This window comes from Kitasatospora sp. NPDC058190, from assembly GCF_042883685.1.
Classification (GTDB): Bacteria; Actinomycetota; Actinomycetes; order Streptomycetales; family Streptomycetaceae; genus Kitasatospora.
In genome coordinates this window covers 19,210-37,454 of the sequence record NZ_JBHVVI010000071.1, presented here as the reverse complement: position 1 = coordinate 37,454, position 18,245 = coordinate 19,210, and the positions used below count along the sequence as shown (strand labels likewise).

17 protein-coding genes and 1 riboswitch are annotated in these 18,245 nt (G+C 71.7%); of the genes, 10 read left to right on the top strand and 7 right to left on the bottom strand.

Features of this window, described 5'->3' with window-relative positions:
- Positions 1-338: 338 nt before the first annotated feature.
- From ACFVWU_RS28350 to ACFVWU_RS28330, 5 genes are all read left to right on the top strand, one after another.
- Positions 339-905, top strand: a complete 567-nt coding sequence (locus ACFVWU_RS28350; protein ID WP_387626182.1) for a TetR/AcrR family transcriptional regulator — start codon at positions 339-341, stop codon at positions 903-905.
- Between the two features lie 86 nt (positions 906-991).
- A complete protein-coding gene (locus tag ACFVWU_RS28345; protein ID WP_387626180.1) occupies positions 992-1,567 on the top strand; it encodes a DUF4865 family protein in 576 nt (191 codons plus the stop codon).
- A 17-nt stretch (positions 1,568-1,584) separates the two neighbouring features.
- Positions 1,585-2,121 carry a carboxymuconolactone decarboxylase family protein gene (locus ACFVWU_RS28340; RefSeq protein ID WP_387626178.1) on the top strand — a complete coding sequence of 179 codons (537 nt, stop codon included), beginning with the start codon at positions 1,585-1,587 and terminating at the stop codon, positions 2,119-2,121.
- Complete coding sequence (locus ACFVWU_RS28335; protein ID WP_387626176.1) at positions 2,118-3,080, top strand: phosphotriesterase; 963 nt, start codon at positions 2,118-2,120, stop codon at positions 3,078-3,080. Before ACFVWU_RS28340 ends, ACFVWU_RS28335 begins: the two co-directional genes overlap by 4 nt.
- A gap of 128 nt (positions 3,081-3,208) precedes the next feature.
- Positions 3,209-3,877 (top strand): Pr6Pr family membrane protein, encoded by a 669-nt coding sequence (locus tag ACFVWU_RS28330; RefSeq protein ID WP_387626174.1) that lies wholly within the window; start codon positions 3,209-3,211, stop codon positions 3,875-3,877.
- Between the two features lie 298 nt (positions 3,878-4,175).
- Here the strand turns inward: ACFVWU_RS28330 and ACFVWU_RS28325 are convergent, their stop codons facing one another.
- Complete coding sequence (locus tag ACFVWU_RS28325; RefSeq protein WP_387626172.1) at positions 4,176-4,940, bottom strand: SDR family NAD(P)-dependent oxidoreductase; 765 nt, start codon at positions 4,938-4,940, stop codon at positions 4,176-4,178.
- Between the two features lie 138 nt (positions 4,941-5,078).
- Between ACFVWU_RS28325 and ACFVWU_RS28320 the strand changes: the two genes are divergently transcribed.
- Both ACFVWU_RS28320 and ACFVWU_RS28315 read left to right on the top strand, forming a co-directional pair.
- On the top strand, positions 5,079-5,705 hold the full coding sequence (locus tag ACFVWU_RS28320) for a TetR/AcrR family transcriptional regulator (RefSeq protein ID WP_387626170.1): 627 nt from the start codon (positions 5,079-5,081) through the stop codon (positions 5,703-5,705).
- Between the two features lie 278 nt (positions 5,706-5,983).
- A complete protein-coding gene (locus tag ACFVWU_RS28315) occupies positions 5,984-7,126 on the top strand; it encodes an alpha/beta hydrolase (RefSeq protein ID WP_387626168.1) in 1,143 nt (380 codons plus the stop codon).
- An 82-nt stretch (positions 7,127-7,208) separates the two neighbouring features.
- Here ACFVWU_RS28315 and ACFVWU_RS28310 read toward each other — a convergent pair whose 3' ends face one another.
- A complete protein-coding gene (locus ACFVWU_RS28310) occupies positions 7,209-7,538 on the bottom strand; it encodes a MoaF N-terminal domain-containing protein (RefSeq protein ID WP_387626166.1) in 330 nt (109 codons plus the stop codon).
- Between the two features lie 490 nt (positions 7,539-8,028).
- Positions 8,029-8,192: riboswitch (cyclic di-AMP (ydaO/yuaA leader) on the top strand.
- 2 nt (positions 8,193-8,194) lie between these two features.
- Between ACFVWU_RS28310 and ACFVWU_RS28305 the strand changes: the two genes are divergently transcribed.
- Positions 8,195-9,568, top strand: coding sequence for a hypothetical protein (locus ACFVWU_RS28305; RefSeq protein WP_387626164.1), 1,374 nt, complete (start codon positions 8,195-8,197; stop codon positions 9,566-9,568).
- Between the two features lie 90 nt (positions 9,569-9,658).
- Here ACFVWU_RS28305 and ACFVWU_RS28300 read toward each other — a convergent pair whose 3' ends face one another.
- Positions 9,659-10,159 (bottom strand): hypothetical protein, encoded by a 501-nt coding sequence (locus ACFVWU_RS28300; RefSeq protein WP_387626162.1) that lies wholly within the window; start codon positions 10,157-10,159, stop codon positions 9,659-9,661.
- A gap of 330 nt (positions 10,160-10,489) precedes the next feature.
- Positions 10,490-11,287: an IclR family transcriptional regulator gene (locus tag ACFVWU_RS28295; RefSeq protein WP_380609421.1), complete on the bottom strand. Its 798-nt coding sequence runs from the start codon at positions 11,285-11,287 to the stop codon at positions 10,490-10,492.
- A 201-nt stretch (positions 11,288-11,488) separates the two neighbouring features.
- Between ACFVWU_RS28295 and aceB the strand changes: the two genes are divergently transcribed.
- Positions 11,489-13,141 (top strand): malate synthase A, encoded by a 1,653-nt coding sequence (gene aceB / locus ACFVWU_RS28290; protein ID WP_387626160.1) that lies wholly within the window; start codon positions 11,489-11,491, stop codon positions 13,139-13,141.
- Positions 13,142-13,358: 217 nt separating this feature from the next.
- Positions 13,359-13,760, top strand: coding sequence for a gamma-glutamylcyclotransferase (locus ACFVWU_RS28285; protein WP_387626158.1), 402 nt, complete (start codon positions 13,359-13,361; stop codon positions 13,758-13,760).
- A gap of 367 nt (positions 13,761-14,127) precedes the next feature.
- Here ACFVWU_RS28285 and ACFVWU_RS28280 read toward each other — a convergent pair whose 3' ends face one another.
- From ACFVWU_RS28280 to pucL, 3 genes are all read right to left on the bottom strand, one after another.
- Complete coding sequence (locus ACFVWU_RS28280) at positions 14,128-15,513, bottom strand: 8-oxoguanine deaminase (RefSeq protein WP_387626156.1); 1,386 nt, start codon at positions 15,511-15,513, stop codon at positions 14,128-14,130.
- Between the two features lie 69 nt (positions 15,514-15,582).
- The gene (locus ACFVWU_RS28275) at positions 15,583-17,046 is read right to left on the bottom strand and encodes a nucleobase:cation symporter-2 family protein (protein ID WP_387626154.1); all 1,464 of its coding nucleotides are present in this window, start codon (positions 17,044-17,046) and stop codon (positions 15,583-15,585) included.
- A gap of 271 nt (positions 17,047-17,317) precedes the next feature.
- A complete protein-coding gene (gene pucL, locus ACFVWU_RS28270) occupies positions 17,318-18,238 on the bottom strand; it encodes a factor-independent urate hydroxylase (RefSeq protein WP_387626152.1) in 921 nt (306 codons plus the stop codon).
- Positions 18,239-18,245 lie beyond the last annotated feature (7 nt).

Below are 18,245 nucleotides of genomic sequence, written 5' to 3'. Positions count from 1 at the left end.
CCCGGGCCCCGCCGCGAACTGCGTTCCGCCGGGCCGCCCTTGGCGTGACTGACGCCGGGTGATCCTGCCCCGGCCTGCCCCGAGCCACCCCCCGAGCGCCCGCCCGCCCGCGCACGCGCCGCGCACCCCTGCCCGGGGTGGCGTCTGCCACCGTGCGTGACGTGACGCGCGCCACCGGCCGCGGCGGAATGCCCGTTGCCGGCACGGGGGATGACGAACGGTCGAGGGGCCGTGGCCGCCGGGGGGCGGCGCACGGCCCTCAATCATTTCCGGCATTCGGAGTCCCCGGGCGGGAAGCCCCTGGCGCCCTGTACCTACTGGTATGTACAGTGATCCACATGAGCACTCAGGACCGCCTCATCGAAAGCACCCAGTCCCTCCTCTGGGAGCGCGGCTACGTCGGCACCAGCCCCAAGGCCATCCAGCAGCGTTCCGGGGTCGGCCAGGGCAGCATGTACCACCACTTCGCCGGCAAGCCCGACCTCGCCGCCGCCGCCCTGCGCCGCAGCGCCGAGCAGATGCGCGGCATCGCCGAGGCGGACCTCGCCGCCCCCGGCAGCGCCTACGACCGCATCGCCGCCTACCTGCACCGCGACCGCGAGGTGCTGCGCGGCTGCCGGATCGGCCGGATGGCGCAGGACCCGGACGTCATCGCCGACCCGCAGCTGCGCGCCCCGGTCGAGGAGACCTTCGACTGGCTTCGCGGCCGGATCGCCGACCTGGTCGCCGAGGGCCAGGCGAACGGCGAGTTCGCCCCGGGCCTCCACCCGGCGGACACCGCCGCCGCCGTGGTCGCCGTCGTCCAGGGCGGCTACGTACTGGCCCGCGCCTCGAACAGCGCCGAGCCCTTCGAGCAGGCCATCCGAGGCGCCCTCGGCCTGCTCGGTGCACACCGCCGGGCCTGACACCGGACAGCCACGACGAACCGGCCGCGCCAGCCGGAGCCGCATCGCCCGAGGCCCGCCCGAAGACCACCCCGAGGAGCCCCGCCGTGCACGCCATGCAGTACGAGATCACCCTCCCCGCCGACTACGACATGGGCGTCATCCGCAAACGCGTCGCCGACAAGGGCCACCTGCTCGACGCCCACCCCGGCCTCGGCCTCAAGGCCTACCTGGTCCGCGAGCGCGGCCGGGACGGCTCGCCGGTCAACCAGTACGCGCCGTTCTACCTCTGGCACACCGCCGAGGGCATGAACAGCTTCCTCTGGGGCCCTGGCTTCCGCGGACTGAGTGCCGACTTCGGCCGCCCCGCCGTCCACCACTGGCTCGGCGCGGGACTCGCTGAGGGCTCCCGGACCGCCGCCCCGACCAGCGCCACCCGCGTGACCGTACGACTCCCGGAGACCGCCGACCCGGCCGAGGCCGTCGAGCGGGCCCTCGCCGAACTGCCCGCCCATCCCGCCCTGCACACCGTCGCCGTCGCCGTGGACCCGAGCCGCTGGGAGCTGCTCCGGCTCGCCCTCTGGCACGGCCCGGCCCCTGAGGACGAGCCCGGGACCCGCTACCAGGTGCTGCACCTGTCCCGCCCCGAACTCGACCGGCTGCCGACCGGCCGCCACTGGTGAAAGGACCCACCACCGCCATGCCCACTGCCGTGCCCACCGCCCCGACGGCCGCCCAGGCCACCGCCACGACCCCCACCGAGCTCGCTCCCGCCGACCTCACGCCCGCCCCGCTCGACCGCGAAGCCGGCTACGCCCTGCTCGCCGAGCTCGCCGGCCCGGTCGCCGCCGCCACCCTCGGCGGTCTGGACGGCCTCGCCCCCGGCTTCCCCGACTGGATCGTCACCAGCCTCTTCGGCGGCACCTACCAGCGCCCCGGCCTCGCCCTGCGCGACCGCCAGGTCGCCAACCTGGCCGCGCTCACCGCCCTCGGCGGCGTCGAGCCGCAGCTCGCCGACCACGTGCGCAACAGCCTGCGGATCGGGATGACGAGGGAGGAGATCACCGAGGTCCTGGTGCACCTGGCGCCCTACGTCGGCGTCCCCAAGACCCTGGCGGGCCTCCGGGTCGCCACCGCCACCTTCGCGGCGGCCGACACCCCGGCCGACGCCCCCGCAGCGAACGCGGAGGGCACCGAGGGCATGGAGGACACAGACGGCGCAGAGGGTCGGCGATGACCACCACAGCCGGCGCCACCCGCACGGTCCGGACCGTCCTGGGCGACCTCGACCCCGCCGAGCTGGGCGTCACCGACGCCCACGACCACCTGTTCATCCGCAGCCCCCGGTTCCCCGGCCAGGAGCTGGACGACCCGGCCGCCGCCGAGGACGTCCTGCGCGCCTACGCCGCCGCCGGCGGCCGCACCCTCGTCCAGTGGACCCCGTGGGGCATGGGCCGGGGCGCGGACGCCCTCGCCGGGCTGTCCCGCACGACCGGCGTCCACATCGTCGCCGCCACCGGCGCGCACCAGACGGCCCACTACCCCCAGGGCCGCTTCCCCGCCCCCGGCGACGACGCGGGCGACCGCACCGCCCCGTACGCCGACCTCGCCGAGCGCTTCGTCACCGAGCTCACCACCGGACTCCCCGGCACGCCCGATGGCGTCCGGCCCGGCCTGATCAAGATCGCCGACGACGCGGGCCCCCGGACCGGGCACACCCGTCGGACGATGGCCGCCGCCGCCGAGGCACACCACGCCACCGGTGCCCCGATCGCCGTGCACCTCGAACCCGACGGCGACCCGCACGGCGTCCTGCGCCAGCTCCACGGACGGTACGGGGTCCGCCCCGACCGGATCATCCTCGGCCACCTCACCCGCTTCACCGACCGGACGCTGCACCGCAGCCTGGCCGCCGAGGGCGTGTTCCTCGCCCTGGACAGCCCCTCCCGGATCGGCCACCCCGCGGACCTCCAGGCCTTCGACGTGATCGCCGACCTGGTCGAGGCGGGCCACGCCGACCAGCTGCTACTCGGCGCCGACACCACCACCCGGACGGCCCGCGAGGTCGGCGGCCCCGCCCGGCTGCTCACCGACCTGGCCCCGCGGCTGGCCCGCGGTTTCGGGCCCGAGTTGCCCGGGCGGTTGCTGGTCGCCAACCCGGCTGCGGCTCTGGCCGTCGACTGGCGCACCCCTTGAGACCGTCCGGGGCCCTCCGAGACCGTCCGAGGCCCGCGAGGCGCTCCCTCCTGTGGCCGAGTCCGCTCGGCGGGGTTTGAATCCGAGTAAGCCCTTCCGGACCACGCCCCAGAGAGGCGGTCCCGACGATGCACTCGTGGCTCGCTCCCGCCCGGCTCGCTGTCGCGGCCTTCCTCGCCGTCGCGCTCTGTTTCTCCGGCTACCACGCGGCGACCGCCGTCACCGGGGTGGTGAACTTCTTCAGCTACTTCACCAACCTCGGCAACCTCGCCGCGATGGCAGTCCTGGGCTACGGCGGCTGGGCCGGACTGACCGGCCGTCGGCCCGTGCCGGACGCGGTGCGCGGGGCGGTGGTGCTCTACCTGGCGATCACGGGCCTCGCCTACGGCACGCTGCTGGCGAAGTACCCCGCGGTGCTGGTGATCCCGTGGGTGGAGGACGTGGCCCACCGCGCGATGCCGCTCGTGGTGCTCGCCGACTGGCTGATCGACCCGCCCGTCCAGCGCGTCCGCCCGACGGCGGTGCTCAGTTGGTTGGTGTTCCCGCTGGTCTACCTGGTGTACGTGCTGATCCGTGGCCACGCCGTCGACTGGTACCCGTACCCCTTCCTCGACCCCGCCCGGCACGGCGGCTACCGCCGGGTCGCGGGGGCGTGCTTCCTGATGACGGTGGCCTTCCTGCTGGTCGGGGCCCCCGTCGCCGCGGTGGGCAACGCCCTCGCCGCCCACCGCGACGCCCGGCAGGGCGCGCTGCCACCCGGCGGTCACGCCCGGCCCGCACCGGCTGACGGAGGCTGACGGAGACTGACATAGGCGCCGTACGTCCCTACGGTGGCCGCCGTACGTCCCGGCCGGGTGCTGCGCCTCGCCGTGCTCCGAAGCGACGAACCCGCCCTCGCGCTCTACCGCCGCAACGACTTCGCCCCGCTCGCGGAGCCCGGCGAACCGCCGGCTGACGGGGGCGGCCGCGAACCGCTGACGGCGGGGCCGCCTGATGGCGAAGCCGCCGGCCTGACCGGCCGGCGTACGCGCGACGGGGCCTGCGCCGTACGGGGGAAGGCACAGGGCCCGTCGTGTCGCCCGCCGGCCCGGCGGGTCACATGTGGGTGCCGCCGTCGATCCGCAGCTCGGTGCCGGTGACGAAGGCACCGTCGTCGGAGGCCAGCATGGCGATCACGCCGGCCACCGTCTCCGGACCCGCGAAGCCCTGGCCGATGGCGGGGGAGAGCTTGGCGAGCAGGCTGAAGTCGGCGTCGGCGGGCAGGCCGGGGTTGTTGGTCATGCCGCTGTCGATGCTGCCCGGCGCGACGCAGACCGCACGCAGGCCCTGCTTCGAGTACTCCGAGGCGATCGCGTGGGTGAAGGACTGGATACCGCCCTTGGTCGCTGCGTACGCGGCCATGTAGGGGTGGGCGAAGCTCGCGGAGGTGGAGCTGAAGTTGACCACCACGCCCTTGCCGGTCGCGAGCAGCGCGGGGAGCGCCTCGCGGGTCATCAGGAAGGTGCCGGTCAGATTCACCGCGAGGAGCTTGTTCCAGAACTCCAGGGTCGTCTCGTGGGTGTGCGAGGAACGGAGGATGCCGGCCGCGTTGACCAGCACGTCCAGGCTGCCGAGCGCCGAGATCGCCTCGGCCACGCCGGATACGACCGCGGCCTCGTCCGAGATGTCCAGGACCTGGATGGTCAGACGGTCCGCGGTGCCGTCGGCGGTCGCGCGGTCCAGGGTCTTCTTCAGGCCGTCCTCGTTGACGTCGACGGCGACGACCCTCCCGCCCTCGGCGAGGATCCGGTGCACGGTCGCCTGGCCGATGCCAGAGCCGCCGCCGGTGATCAGGACGTTCCGTCCGCTGAAGCGCTCCATGGTGGTACTCCGTTCGTTCGTGGTCTCTCGACCCCAAGCGACACGGTACGCCTATGTGGCACGACGTGCCAAGAAGTCTTGATGTGACATTCCGGCGCGATGTGCCACCAAGGAGGTCGACTGCGTACGCTGGCCCTTGTGACCGGACGCCCCTCCCTGACCCAGCGCCGCCGTGACGCCACCCGGCTGGAGATCGCCCGCACCGCCGCCGCGCTCTTCGCCGAGCAGGGGGTCGAGGCGACCACCGCGGAGGAGATCGCCCTCGCCGCGGGCATCTCGCTGCGCACCTTCTACCGCTACTTCTCGGTCAAGGAGGACGCCGTCGCGCCGCTGCTGGCGGCCGGCGGGCAGCGCTGGGTGGACCTGCTGGCGGAGAGCGCGGCGGACCTGTCGCTGCGCGAGGCGCTGGAGCGCTCGGCGGTCGCGTCGCTGACCCCGGCCGACGACGCGGCGGTCGAGGCGATGCACTGGACCCGCAGTCTGCTGCGCGACCCGAGGCTGGACGGCACCTGGCAACGGGTCCATGCGGGCTCGGAGGAGCGGCTGCGGACGGTCCTGGCCGACCGCTGCCCGGCCGGCACCGACCCGCTGGAGCTCCGGCTGGCCGCCGCCGCGGCGACGACGGCGATCCGGGTGGCCCTGGAGCAGTGGGCCTCCTCGGACGCCCCTGTGGCCGGTACGGGCTCTCCGCAGGACCTCGGCGCCCGCTGCATGCGCGAGCTCACGGCGGGGCTGGGGCTCTGGGCGCGGGTGGGCGGGGAGTAGGGGAGCTCGGCCGCCGGCCGACGGGGTTCAGCGTTCGGCATTCAGCATTCGGCGTTCAGATAACAGATTTCGAAATCTGTCATCTGAACGCTGAACGCTGTCATCTGTTCCCAGCCGACTCCCTGCCCGCTCCCCGCTGACTGTCGGGCGGCGGTCAGCTTTCTCCCAGCTCCCGCTAGGGTTGGTGATCGCGCACCCCGGCGGGGGAACCGGGGTGACCTCCTCGGATGTCCTGGACGGAGGGGGCGGGGAGTTCGAGGCGTGGGAGCAAGTAGGACATGGGTCTGACGAGCCACAAGGTGCTGGCGCTGGCCGTATTGATCGCCGTCGTGATGATGGCCGGCACGGTCTGGCTGTGGCCCAGACTCGCCAAGAAGTCCTGGCAGGCGGTGTTCGGCCGGATCGGAGCGCTGCTCGCCACCCAGTTCACCGTGCTCGCCGCGCTCGGCCTGGTGGCGAACAACTACTTCGCCTTCTACAGCAGCTGGGACGACCTGCTGGGCACCGGTAGCACCGGCCCGGTGGTGATCCACAACAAGGCGGACGCCGCCGGCCGCCTCATGGTCGAGACCATCGGCCACGCCTCGGTTCACGGCGGGGGAGCGCTGGGCCGCGAGCCCAGCCAGTCCGGTGAGATCCGCAAGGTCCGGATCGACGGCAAGGCCAGCAAGCTGTCCACCGAGGGCTACGTCTACCTGCCGCCCCAGTACTTCCAGCCCGAGTACGCGCAGAGGCAGTTCCCGGCCGTGATCGTCAGCACCGGCTTCCCCGGGATCGCCGAGAACCTGATCACCCGGTTCAACTACCCGGGTGCCGCGCTCAAGCTGCTGCAGGAGGGTCGGATGCAGCCGACGGTCATGGTCCTGATGCGCCCCTCGCCCGCCCTGCCGCAGGACACCGAGTGCGAGGACATCCCGAACGGTGCCCAGTCCGACACCTACTTCAGCAAGGACGTCCCCTCGGCGATCCAGGCGAGCTTCCGGGTCTCGACCGACCCGCAGGCCTGGGCCTTCATGGGCAACTCGACCGGTGGCTACTGCGCACTCAAGCTGGCGATGCGCCACCCGGACATCTTCCCGACCGCCGTCGCCCTGTCCGCCTACTACGACGCCGCTGACGACCCGACCACCGGCGACCTCTTCGGCGGCAGCAAGCAGCGCCGCGACGAGGCCAACCTGATGTGGCGGCTGAAGAACATGCCCCAGCCGAAGGTCTCCGTGCTGCTGGCCGGTACCAAGAAGGGCGACGGCAACTACCGGCAGGACACCGAGGCCTTCATCGACGCGGCGCACAGCCCGATGAAGGTCTCCTTCAGCATGCTGGAGAAGGGCGGTCACAACTTCGAGACCTGGAGCGCGCTGCTGCCGTCCTCGTTGGAGTGGCTGTCCGACCACCTCAAGGTGCCGAACCAGGCCGTCTGACGCCGGACGGACCGAGAACCTGAGCGTGAACTGAGCCCCCGGAGCCAGCGGCTCCGGGGGCTCAGTTCACGCTCAGCCTGGCTCAGGCCACCCGCTCCAGCGTTCCCGCGTGCAGCTGCCCGACCCGGCCGCCCTCGCCCTCGAAGGTCCAGAAGGCCCGCACGGTCAGCTTGTTGAGGTCCATGACGTGGCTGACGGTGATCCCGCTCTGCTCCGTCCAGCTGACGAAGTAGATCTCCGGCGCGACCTCGGCGACGTGCAGCAGCACGTCCTCCCACTGGCCCGCCGACTCGCCGAGGCCCTCCCAGCGCAGCCGCTTGCCGTCGGCCGAGTAGGTGTTGCGGAAGGCCGCGCCGTTGTCGGCCCGGAAGACGTAGGTACGGCCGGCGAAGGCGGGCAGGGACGCGGTCATGGTGGGGCGGGACCTCTTTTCGGGAGCGTGGGGCGGACCGTGCGGGGCGTGCAGGCCGTACAGGCGGTGCAGGTCGTACGGGTCGTGCGGATCGGGCTCGGGTACTTGTGCACGGCGGAAAATGTCAGGGCTCCAATTTATCCGACCGGGCCGACTTGGGCGGCCCCGCGCCACGGAACTGTCCGCGACCGCGCCACCCGTCGCGGTGTGTGACCGGCACATGGGCGTCGCCCGCCGCACCTGTTTCGGCAGCGGCGAGCTCTACTCCGCTCGATCGCCGCGCTCGATCGCCGCGCTTGATCGCCGTGCTTGATCGGCGCTTTTGATCAACTCGGCCACCACACGCCGTCGTTGATCGACACCACTGTGAGCTGTGCGACAACCGGCCCGACGGAGTTGTCCGTTCGGGGACGGCCTGCCTAGCCTGCAACGGTCGTCCGCTCTTGCGGACCCCGCCGCCGGGACGCCGAGTCCTGTCCACCCGCCGGCGGGTAACCGAGCACCACAGCGGACGGGAGCGGGGGAACCAAGGTCAGCGCCCGGCCCGTGCGTTCTCGCGCTCGGGCCGCGGCTAGGGGTGAAGCCGCTCCACAGGCGGCCGGGCAACTGCAGCCCGAATCCGACAGCTCACCTCGCAGGCGTCGCAGAGGACTCCCATGCATCAGCCTGCCCGCCGCCGCGCGCCGCGCCATGCCCGTCCGTCCCACCGCGGCCGCAACGCTGCCCTTGCCGCCACCGGGGCGCTCGCCATCAGCGGTGCCGGCCTGCTCGGACTGCCGTCCGTCTCCGGCGCCCAGGCCGCCACCGGCCCGACCGTCACCCAGGACCGGCTCGTCCCCGCCACCATGGTCGCGGGCAAGGCCACCACCGCCTCGCTCGGCCTGCACTCCTCCTCTTGCTTCGTCGCCAAGACCGTCGGCGTCGGTGTGCGCGACGCCCGCGGCACCAACCTCGACTTCCCCGGCAACGCCACCAACCTGCAGATCTGCCCGAGCGGAGTCAACTTCACCAGCGGCGCGCGCACCCTGCCCGCCGGGACGTACACCCAGTTCGGCTTCTGGCAGGACTTCGGCAACACCTGGCACAACCTGCCCTCGCAGCAGCTGGTGGTCTCCGCCGCCGGTACGTCGACGCCGACCCCGGCCCCGACCGCCACCCCCAGCGCGAAGCCGTCGCCGACCGCCACCCCGTCGCCGACCGCCACGCCGTCGCCGGCGACCACCCCGTCCGCGGCGACCACCCCGTCCGCGACGACCACCTCCTCCTCGCACACCGCGCCGTCGCTGACCGGTACCGCGAGCGTCGCCGCGAGCCCGAGCACCCCGACGCCGTCCTCCCCGATCGCCGGCAAGTCGCTGACCTGGTCCGACGAGTTCAACGGCCCGATCAACTGGGGTCAGCGCTGGGTCGGCGACAAGAGCACCTCGTACAAGTACGGCAACCACAACCCGGACGACAACAAGCTCGACTGGCTGAACAAGAACAACGTCGCCGTCGCGAACGGAGTCGCCACCTTCACCGCCACTCCCGGCGGGCCCACCCTGGAGAACGGCCAGCAGTCCTGGAACACCGGCTTTCTGACCACCGAGGGCTCCGCCGAGGGCTTCCAGGTCAAGACCGGTGACTATGCCGAGACCCGGGTCAAGCTGCCCTCCGGCACCGGTGCCTGGCCGGCCCTGTGGACGTGGAAGAACGGAAACGGGGAGGTCGACTCCTTCGAGTACCACCCCGACAACCCGAACCTGCTGGAGCTGACCAACCACGTCAACCCCGGCAACCCCGACTACTACACCGACGCGAACGCCATCGCGAAGGACCAGTGGGTGACCATCGGCACCTACTACGGCGCCAACTCGGTCGACTGGTACGTCAACGGCGCCAAGGTGTTCTCGGACGGCAAGGGCGTCGGCGCCAACTGGTCGGCGTACCTGATCCTCAACCTCTCGGTGTGCGCGGGCAAGTACCACCCCGCGCCGAAGGGCAACACCCCGATCACCTTCTCCGCCGACTACGTGCGCGTCTACCGCTAATCGCATCTGCAGTCGATCGCACGTCGCACGTCGCACGTCGCACGTCGCACGCAGCGTACCTAGCGCACGTACCCCTGGAACCAGCCGCTCTCAGGAACCGGCAGCCGTCTCGACCACTGTGAGGTCGAACGGCTGCCGGTTGTTGCGTTCGTCCCGGTCGTCGGGGCTGTGCGCCGCGACCGACCCGCCGGTCAGCGTGCCCGCCGGCAGGTCGGGGGAGAGCCGCACCGGGACGAGCGCGGTCGCGCTGCGCCGCTCCTTCAGCCCGGCTTCGAAGACGCAGCGCACCCACCGGCCGCCCCCCAGCTCCTCGCAGTTCGCGGGGAAGTACGGGCCCTCCGGTGTCACGCCGTTCGGCAGGGTGACGATCACGGTGAACGGTGAGGCCGTGCGCTCCGGGCCGCGGTTCGCGACGAAGGCGTGGATCGTGGTGGTGCCGCCGGGCGGGGCGGCCTCCGGGTCGAGCCGGACCACCTCCAGGTCGGAGTCGGACGGCACGGCGGCCGGGCTCAGCGGCGCGACCCGCAGGTCCGGCCGGGGCGTGGGCCGGGGATCGGGCCGCAGGGCCCAGGACGGTCCGGCAGTCAGCATCGTGAGCGCGCAACCCGCCGCCATGACCGCCGTGAACCCGGCGGCCCGGTCGGACCTGCGGGTCGCGCCGCCGGATCCGCCCCGAAGTCCCGTACGCCTGCCCTGCCTGCGCCCCATCACCGCTCACCGTTTCCTCGCGCTGCGGCCGCCCGCGCAGTCGCGGGCCACGTCCGCACCAGGGTGGCGCAGCGGCGGCCGCCGACACGGCGCAACCCGCCCGCCCGTCCGTCGAACGGGGGACGTCGAACGGGGCCCACCGAACCGGGGGACGTCGAGAGCGGCGGCGGGTTGGATCCATCTCCCGTGCACAGTAGGGCGATTGACCCGGCGTCAGGGAGCGAGGACCTGCCCCAGCCGGGTCGCGATCTGGCGCATCACCGGCACCAGTGAGGAGGCGCCGGCCTGCTCCTCCAGTGCCCGGATCCGGGCCTCCGGGCCGGACACCGAGAGCGCGGTGGGCGTCGGCGCGCCGGGGACCGCGAGCGCGATGCAGCGGACGCCGATCTCCTGCTCCTGGTCGTCGACCACGTAGCCACGCTCGCGCGCCTCGGCGAGCTGGTCCATCAGCTCCTGCGGGTCGGTGACGGTGTACTCGGTGTGCGCCGGCAGCGGGTTGGGGCCCAGGATCGCACGTGCCTCGTCCTCGGGGAGCTGGGCGAGCAGTGCCTTGCCGACGCCGGTGCAGTGCGGCTGCACCCGCCGTCCGACCTCGGTGAACATCCGCATCGAGCGCCGCGACTGCACCTGCCCGACGTACACCACCTCGCCGCCCTCCAGCACCGCCAGGTTGGCGGTCTCGCCGGTGGCCTCCATGAGCTCGGCCAGGTAGGGGCGGGCCCAGCTGCCGAGCAGGCGGCCGGCCGTCTCGCCGAGGCGGATCAGTCGGGGGCCGAGGGTGTAGCGGCGCGCGGTGTCCTGGCGGACATAGCCCTGCTGGACGAGGGTACGAACCAGTCGGTGGATGGTCGGCATCGGGAGGCCGGAGCTGGTGGAGAGCTCGCTGAGGGTGGCCACGCCGCCGGAGTCGGCCAGCGCCTCCAGGAGTTGGAAGGCGCGTTCGACGGACTGCACGCCGCCGCTCGCGCGGTCGGCGCCTGTCGTCGATGCTGTGTCGGGGGTCGCAACCACCGGCGTTCCCTTCGCTGTCGGGGAGGAGTAGAGTCCCGGCGACCTCTTCAACAAACCGTTGAAATTCTGTATCGCGGAAACTAGTCTCCACCTTACAGAATCGAACTCGCCGACAGGCGGGTAACGATCGAGGAAGTTCCCGAGGGGGCTCCCACCGGAGCTCCCTTCGCCAGGCTCAACCGTCTTAGGAGTGTCCTGCTCATGGCTGCAGATCAGGGGCCCGTCGGCGCCTCCCCCGCCGCTCCGGTCGTCACTGTCGCCGGTCCGCGCGTCCACCGGGCGGAGGAGGTGCTCACTCCGGAGGCGGTCGCCTTCGTCGTCGGCCTCCATCGTGCTTTCGAGGGACGCCGGCAGGAGCTCCTGGCCAGGCGGAAGACCCGCCGCGCCGAGATCGCCCGCACCGGCACGCTGGACTTCCTTCCGGAGACCGCCGACGTCCGGGCCGGCGACTGGAAGGTCGCCGAGGCGCCGCGCGCCCTCCAGGACCGCCGGGTCGAGATCACCGGCCCCACCGACCGCAAGATGGTCATCAACGCGCTCAACTCCGGGGCGAAGATCTGGCTCGCCGACTTCGAGGACGCCACCTCCCCGACCTGGGAGAACGTGGTCAGCGGTCAGGTCAACCTGATCGACGCCTTCGAGGGCCGGATCGACTTCACCAGCGCCGCCGGCAAGGCCTACACCCTCAAGCCCGCCGCCGAACTCGCCACCGTCGTGGTCCGCCCGCGCGGCTGGCACCTGGACGAGAACCACTTGCTGGTCGACGGCGTCCCGGTGGCCGGCGCGTTCGTCGACTTCGGCCTGTACTTCTTCCACAACGCCGCCCGGCTTCTCGCCAAGGGCGCCGAGGACCCCAACTCCGGCCCGTACTTCTACCTGCCGAAGACGGAGAGCCACCTCGAAGCCCGGCTGTGGAACGAGGTGTTCACCCACGCCCAGGCCGAACTCGGCATCCCGCACGGCACCGTCCGCGCCACCGTGCTGATCGAGACCATCACCGCCGCCTTCGAGATGGACGAGATCCTCTACGAGCTGCGCGACCACGCGGCCGGCCTCAACGCCGGGCGCTGGGACTACCTGTTCTCGATCGTCAAGAACTTCCGGGACGCCGGCGAGCACTACATCCTGCCGGACCGCAACAGCGTCACCATGGCCTCGCCGTTCATGGCCGCGTACACCCGGCTGCTGGTGCAGACCTGCCACAAGCGCGGGGCCCACGCGATCGGCGGCATGGCCGCGTTCATCCCCAGCCGCAAGGACCCGGAGGTCAACGCCGCCGCGCTGGAGAAGGTCAAGGCGGACAAGGACCGCGAGGCCGGCAACGGCTTCGACGGCTCCTGGGTCGCCCACCCGGACCTGGTGCCGGTCGCCCGCGCCTCCTTCGATGCGGTGCTCGGCGAGCACCCCGACCAGAAGGACAACCCGGGGCCGTCCGAGCCGGTCACCGCGGCCGAACTGCTCGACATCGCCGGCGCCGGCGGCACCTGCACCCACGCCGGGCTGCACAACGCCGTCCAGGTCGGCATCCGCTACATCGAGGCGTGGCTGCGCGGGCTCGGCGCGGTCGGCATCTTCAACATGATGGAGGACGCCGCCACCGCCGAGATCTCCCGTTCGCAGATCTGGCAGTGGATCCACAACGGGGTCGTGCTGTCCGACACCGGGGAGAAGGCCACCGCCGAGCTGGTCCGCACCCTGGTCGTCGCGGAGCTGGCCGAACTCCGCACCGAGCTGGGTGCCGAGGCCTACGCCGCCGGCCGCTGGCCCGAGGCCGCCCAGCTCTTCGAACAGGTCTCCCTGGCCGAGGACTTCGCGGACTTCCTGACCCTCCCCGCGCTTCCCCTGCTGGGCTGAGCACCAATGTATCCGCCGGCGCCGCCGCTGCCGCCTGCCGGGCTGTAGCAGTTCCGCCGCTCCTTTGCTCCGTTCCGTACGGCGACGAAATCCACCTGTCCTCTCGTCGCCGTGCGGAACGGTCTTTTTTGTCACGGCCGCTTGCTGCGGTCGCTTGTCGCGGTCGTCTTGTCATGACCGTTTTGTCACGGTCTTTGAATCTGTGAGGAGTCCATCCATGGCGCGCATCTTCTTCAACGGTCAGGCGATGGTCGGCGGACCGTTCCACGCCAAGGTCGCCGACGCCCTGATCGGCCCGGCCCGCACCGCCCCCGGCTACCGCTTCTTCTCCATCGACCACAGCGGCGGGACGGACGTCTGCCCGGGGCTGCTGGCCGACCCGGCGGTGGACACCGCGATCGAGGGCGAGCTGTACGACATCAGCCTGGAGCGCCTGCGGGACGTCATCCTGCCCGGCGAGCCGCGCGAGCTGGAGCTGGGCGTGATCAAGCTGGAGGACGGCTCGGCGTGCCTGTCCATGCTGCTCGCCCGGGGCGAGCTGGAGCGCGGTGTGCACCGCGAGATCACCCGCCACGGCGGCTGGCGCGCCTACCTGGCGACGCTCGGGCGTACGGCCTGACTGCCGAGGGCCTGACCGGCAGCCGACAGATGACAGATGGCAGCTGACAACTTTCGTCATCTGTCATCTGTTGTCCGTCGGCTGTTCGCCGTCGTCTGCCGGCCGCCCGGCGTCCCCGGCCGCCCGCCCCCGGTCGCCCGGCGCTCGGCCGGGTGTGGGTCGGTTCCCGGGCACGCCGCAGCCCCGGACCCTCGCCGTGGGTCCGGGGCTGCGGTCCGCGCGCCGATGGCAGCGAACAGATGACAGATGACAGACAACGAAATCTGTCAGCTGTCCGCCGCCCGGAGGCGCGCGGAGTCCGGGTCACGCACCGTCCCTGGGCGGCCCGGAGTACAGGGAGCGAGCAGGGAAGCGGGACGCCGTCCCGTCAGAGCGGCCGGGAGGCGAGTTCCTTGGCCGCGCGGGCACAGGCGCGGGCGATCCGGTCCTCGTTGACGGTGGTCAGCTCGCCCTTCTCGACCACGGCGTTGCCGTTGACGAACAGCACCGCCAGCGGCGGCAGCGCGCCGAAGGTGAGGGCCGCCACCGGGTCCGCGATCGAGGAGTGCATGATCCCGTCGATCTTCCACAGCGCCAGGTCGGCGAGCTTGCCGACCTCGATCGAGCCGATCTCGTTCTGACGCCCGAGCACCCGGGCGCCGCCCATGGTGCCCAGTCGCAGCGCCTGGCGCCCGGTGAGGGCGGTCGGGTAGCCGTGCAGCCGGTTGATCAGCAGCGCGTTGCGCAGCTCCGTGCCCAGCTCGCCGGACTCGTTGGAGGCGGTGCCGTCCACACCGAGCCCGACCGGCACGCCGGCCTTGAGCATGTCGGGCACCCGGGCGATCCCGGCGGCCAGGCGGGCGTTGGAGGAGGGGCAGTGCGCGACGCCGGTGCCGGTCTCGGCGAACTTGGCGATGTCGGAGTCGTTCATGTGGACGCAGTGCGCCATCCAGACGTCCTCGCCGAGCCAGCCCACCGACTCGAAGTAGTCGGTCGGCCCCATGCCGAACAGCTCCTTGCAGAACTGCTCCTCCTCGGCCGTCTCCGAGCCGTGGGTGTGCAGCCGTACGCCCTTGCGGCGGGCGAGTTCGGCGGACTGGCGCAGCAGGTCGGTGGAGACCGAGAACGGCGAGCACGGCGCCAGCGCGACGTGCAGCATCGAGCCGAAGGAGTCGTCGTGGTACCGGTCCACGGCGGCCTCGGAGGCGGCCAGGATGTCGTCCAGCTCCTCGACCGCGTGGTCCGGCGGCAGCCCGCCGTCCTTCTTGCTGCGGTCCATCGAGCCGCGCAGCGCGGTGAAGCGCATGCCGAGCTCCTGGACGGCCTCGATGGAGGCGCCGAGGACGTCGCCGCCGTCCTTGGGGAAGACGTAGTGGTGGTCCGAGGCGGTGGTGCAGCCGGACTTGAGCAGGGCGGCGGCCGAGCCCTGGCTGGCGGCGTGCACGAGCTTCTCGTCGATCCGCGCCCAGGTCGGGTAGAGGGCGACCAGCCAGTCGAACAGGATGTTGTCCTGGGCGAGGCCGCGGGTGATCCACTGGTAGAAGTGGTGGTGGGTGTTGACCAGGCCCGGGGTGAGCAGGTGGCCCTCGCCGTTGATCCGGCGCACCACGTTGTCCAGCCATGCCGGGGCGGGACCGTTGCCGACGGATTCGATCGTGTTGCCGAGGATGACCACGTGGCCTCGGGCGTACTCGGTGTCGGCGGCGTCGACGGTGGCGATCGCGACGTTCTCGATGACGATCCGCTGGTCGGCGGGCGGGGGCTGGACTGCCATGGTGTCACTCCTATGGGGGAGGGCCAGGAGGGGCGCGCACCTGGTGGTACGCGCCCCTGCCCGGACCGGTCAGGACGGTGTCGCCGTCGGCACCGTCGTGCCGGAGGTCTGGTCGGACCTGGTCCGGCGGGCGGCTCCGACGTGGTGGAAGAGCAGGTTGAGCAGGACGGCCATCACGCAGCCGGCCGAGATCCCCGAGTGCATCAGGGTCCGGACGGCCTCCGGGAAGGAGTCGTAGAAGGCCGGCACGGCGATCGGGATGATGCCGACCCCGAGCGAGACCGACACCAGGATGGTGTTGGAGTTGGACTCCATGCCGGCCTCCGCGAGGGTGCGGATCCCGCTCGCCGCGACCGTGCCGAAGAGCACGATCCCGGCGCCGCCGAGGACGGGCTGCGGGACCAGGGAGACGACCGAACCGAGCACGGGGAAGAGCCCCAGCAGGATCAGGATGCCTCCGCCGGCCGCGACCACGAAGCGGCTGCGGATCTTCGTCAGCGCCACCAGCCCGATGTTCTGGGCGAAGGCGCTGGCGGCGAAGCCGTTGAACACGGGGCTGAGCGCGGTGGCCAGTCCGTCGGCCCGCAGGCCGGCGGCCAGCGTGGCTTCGTCGGCCTCGCGGTCGACGATCTTGCCGAGCGCGAGCATGTCGGCGGTGGATTCCGTCATCGAGACCACCATGACGATGCAGAGCGAGACGATCGCGGAACCGTCGAACATCGGCGCGCCGAAGTGGAACGGGGAGGGGAGGGCGAAGACCTTCGCGTCCTGGACCGCGCTGAAGTCGGCCAGCCCCAGCGGGAAGGCGATCAGGGTGCCGAACGCCAGACCGATGAGCAGGGACAACTGCTGCCAGAAGCCGCGCAGCAGCCGGTTGCAGAGCACCACCGCGGCGAGGGTGATCGCGGCGAGGCCGATGGCCCGCATGGAGCCGTACCCGGGGGCGCTCGGCGAGCCGCCGCGCGCCCAGTTCACCGCCACCGGGAGCAGGGACACCCCGATGAGGGTGATCACGGTGCCCTGGACGACCGGGGGGAAGAACCGGATGAGCTTGCAGAAGTACGGCGCCGCGAGGAAGCACAGGGCCCCCGCGACGATCACCGCTCCGAAGATCACCGGCAGGGCGTCCTTCGGGCCGTGTTCTTCGGCGATGGCGATCATGGGCGCGACGCCCGCGAACGAGACGCCGTTCACGAACGGCAGTCGCGCGCCGATCTTCCAGACGCCGAGGGTCTGGAGCAGGGTGGCCAGTCCGGCGGTGAACAGGCTGGCCGAGATGAGCAGGGCGAGGTCGGCGGCGGAGAGCCCGACGCCGGCGCCGACGATGAGCGGGGGTGCGACGACCCCCGCGTACATCGCGGCGACGTGCTGGAGCCCGGTGGAGAACAGCTTCACCGGAGGCAGCACCTCGTCCACGGGATGGGTGGCGGACCCGGACGGCTTGCCGGGGAGACGGTGTGACGTGCCGTCCGGGCCTGGGGTTCTTGCTGGGGTGGAACCGCCGTCTGAACTGCTGGTGTTGCTGGGTGCCATGTCGAGCCCCTCTTGTGCCCGTGGCTCCCGGCGCGCCCGTGGCGCTGGAGACCCCCCGAGGGCGGGACGGCGGAGCAAGGATCCCTCGGAGCGCTTCTCCAGTGCCCCGGGCCGGCCGCCGTGAGGCGAACACGAACTCCGGTTGGTGGGGGTGGAGAAACAGGTGGTGCGGATGGTGCCGGTGGTGCGGTCCGCCCGGTCTCGACCGGCCCGTGGGGGCCGGAGGGTGCGGCGACTCCGGGCGGAGTCCATGCGGTTGGGGCGGGGGAGGTCAGACGACCGGGATGACCGGTACGACGCCCTCGCGGTGCACGGTGCCCTCGATCAGGCCGTACATGCGGTCCGCGGCGTAGTAGACCTCGTTCTCGTTCTTGAGGCCGAAGGGCTCCAGGTCGACGAGGAAGTGGTGCTTGTTGGGCAGTTCGAGGCGTACCTCGTCCACCTCGGCGCGGTTGTTGAGGACCCGGGTGCCCATCGCGTGCAGGGTCTGCTGCAGCGAGTAGGAGTAGGTCTCGGCGAACGCCTCCAGCATGTGCCGCTTCACGTGGGTGTAGGAGCGGTTCCAGTTGGGCTGGGCCTCGCCGTCCCGGCCGCTGTAGCCGTACTTCCAGCGGGCGGTGACCTGGGTGGCGAGGATGCGGTCGTACGCCTCCTGCAGGGTGGTGTACTTGTCCTTGATGTAGCCCCAGAACTCCGAGTTGGTGGAGTTCATGACGATGAGGTCCTTGAGGCCGGAGATGACCTGGACCTTCTCACCGTCGTAGACGACCTCGGTCGTGCGGGTCTCCTGGCCGTTGCGGACGAAGGAGTGGCCGACCTCCTCCGAGCCGATGAAGCGGGCCGAGTTGTCCGGCGTCTTGATCCGGTCCCAGGTGTACTCCTCGATCCGGATCCGGGCGCTGTGCACGACGCCGCGCTCGGTGTTGTCGACGAAGTGCCGGGCCAGCAGGATGCCGAACGCCTCGGCCGACTCGATGCCGTACTCCTTGGCGAAGGCGTAGACGGTGTTCTTGGTGGTGTCGGTGGGAAGGCAGTTGGCGTTGGACCCGGTGAGGTGGACGTCCTCGAACTCGCCCTGGAGGGAGACCGAGACGTTCAGGTCCTTGATCTCGTGGCGGGTGGAGTCGCGGTAGACCCGGACGATGCGGTTCTCCGCCTTGCCGTACTGGTTCTGACCGAGCACGTGGGCCATGACAGGC

Excerpts from the sequence above, each read along its gene's own strand:
- ACFVWU_RS28350 (WP_387626182.1), top strand. The coding sequence starts at position 339 with ATGAGCACTCAGGACCGCCTCATCGAAAGCACCCAGTCCCTCCTCTGG.
- ACFVWU_RS28285 (WP_387626158.1), top strand. The coding sequence starts at position 13,359 with ATGGCGCGCATCTTCTTCAACGGTCAGGCGATGGTCGGCGGACCGTTC.
- ACFVWU_RS28325 (WP_387626172.1), bottom strand. The coding sequence starts at position 4,940 with ATGGAGCGCTTCAGCGGACGGAACGTCCTGATCACCGGCGGCGGCTCT.
- ACFVWU_RS28305 (WP_387626164.1), top strand. The coding sequence starts at position 8,195 with ATGCATCAGCCTGCCCGCCGCCGCGCGCCGCGCCATGCCCGTCCGTCC.
- aceB (WP_387626160.1), top strand. The coding sequence starts at position 11,489 with ATGGCTGCAGATCAGGGGCCCGTCGGCGCCTCCCCCGCCGCTCCGGTC.
- ACFVWU_RS28310 (WP_387626166.1), bottom strand. The coding sequence starts at position 7,538 with ATGACCGCGTCCCTGCCCGCCTTCGCCGGCCGTACCTACGTCTTCCGG.
- ACFVWU_RS28330 (WP_387626174.1), top strand. The coding sequence starts at position 3,209 with ATGCACTCGTGGCTCGCTCCCGCCCGGCTCGCTGTCGCGGCCTTCCTC.
- ACFVWU_RS28300 (WP_387626162.1), bottom strand. The coding sequence starts at position 10,159 with ATGCTGACTGCCGGACCGTCCTGGGCCCTGCGGCCCGATCCCCGGCCC.
- ACFVWU_RS28275 (WP_387626154.1), bottom strand. The coding sequence starts at position 17,046 with ATGGCACCCAGCAACACCAGCAGTTCAGACGGCGGTTCCACCCCAGCA.
- ACFVWU_RS28315 (WP_387626168.1), top strand. The coding sequence starts at position 5,984 with ATGGGTCTGACGAGCCACAAGGTGCTGGCGCTGGCCGTATTGATCGCC.
- ACFVWU_RS28340 (WP_387626178.1), top strand. The coding sequence starts at position 1,585 with ATGCCCACTGCCGTGCCCACCGCCCCGACGGCCGCCCAGGCCACCGCC.
- pucL (WP_387626152.1), bottom strand. The coding sequence starts at position 18,238 with ATGGCCCACGTGCTCGGTCAGAACCAGTACGGCAAGGCGGAGAACCGC.
- ACFVWU_RS28335 (WP_387626176.1), top strand. The coding sequence starts at position 2,118 with ATGACCACCACAGCCGGCGCCACCCGCACGGTCCGGACCGTCCTGGGC.
- ACFVWU_RS28280 (WP_387626156.1), bottom strand. The coding sequence starts at position 15,513 with ATGGCAGTCCAGCCCCCGCCCGCCGACCAGCGGATCGTCATCGAGAAC.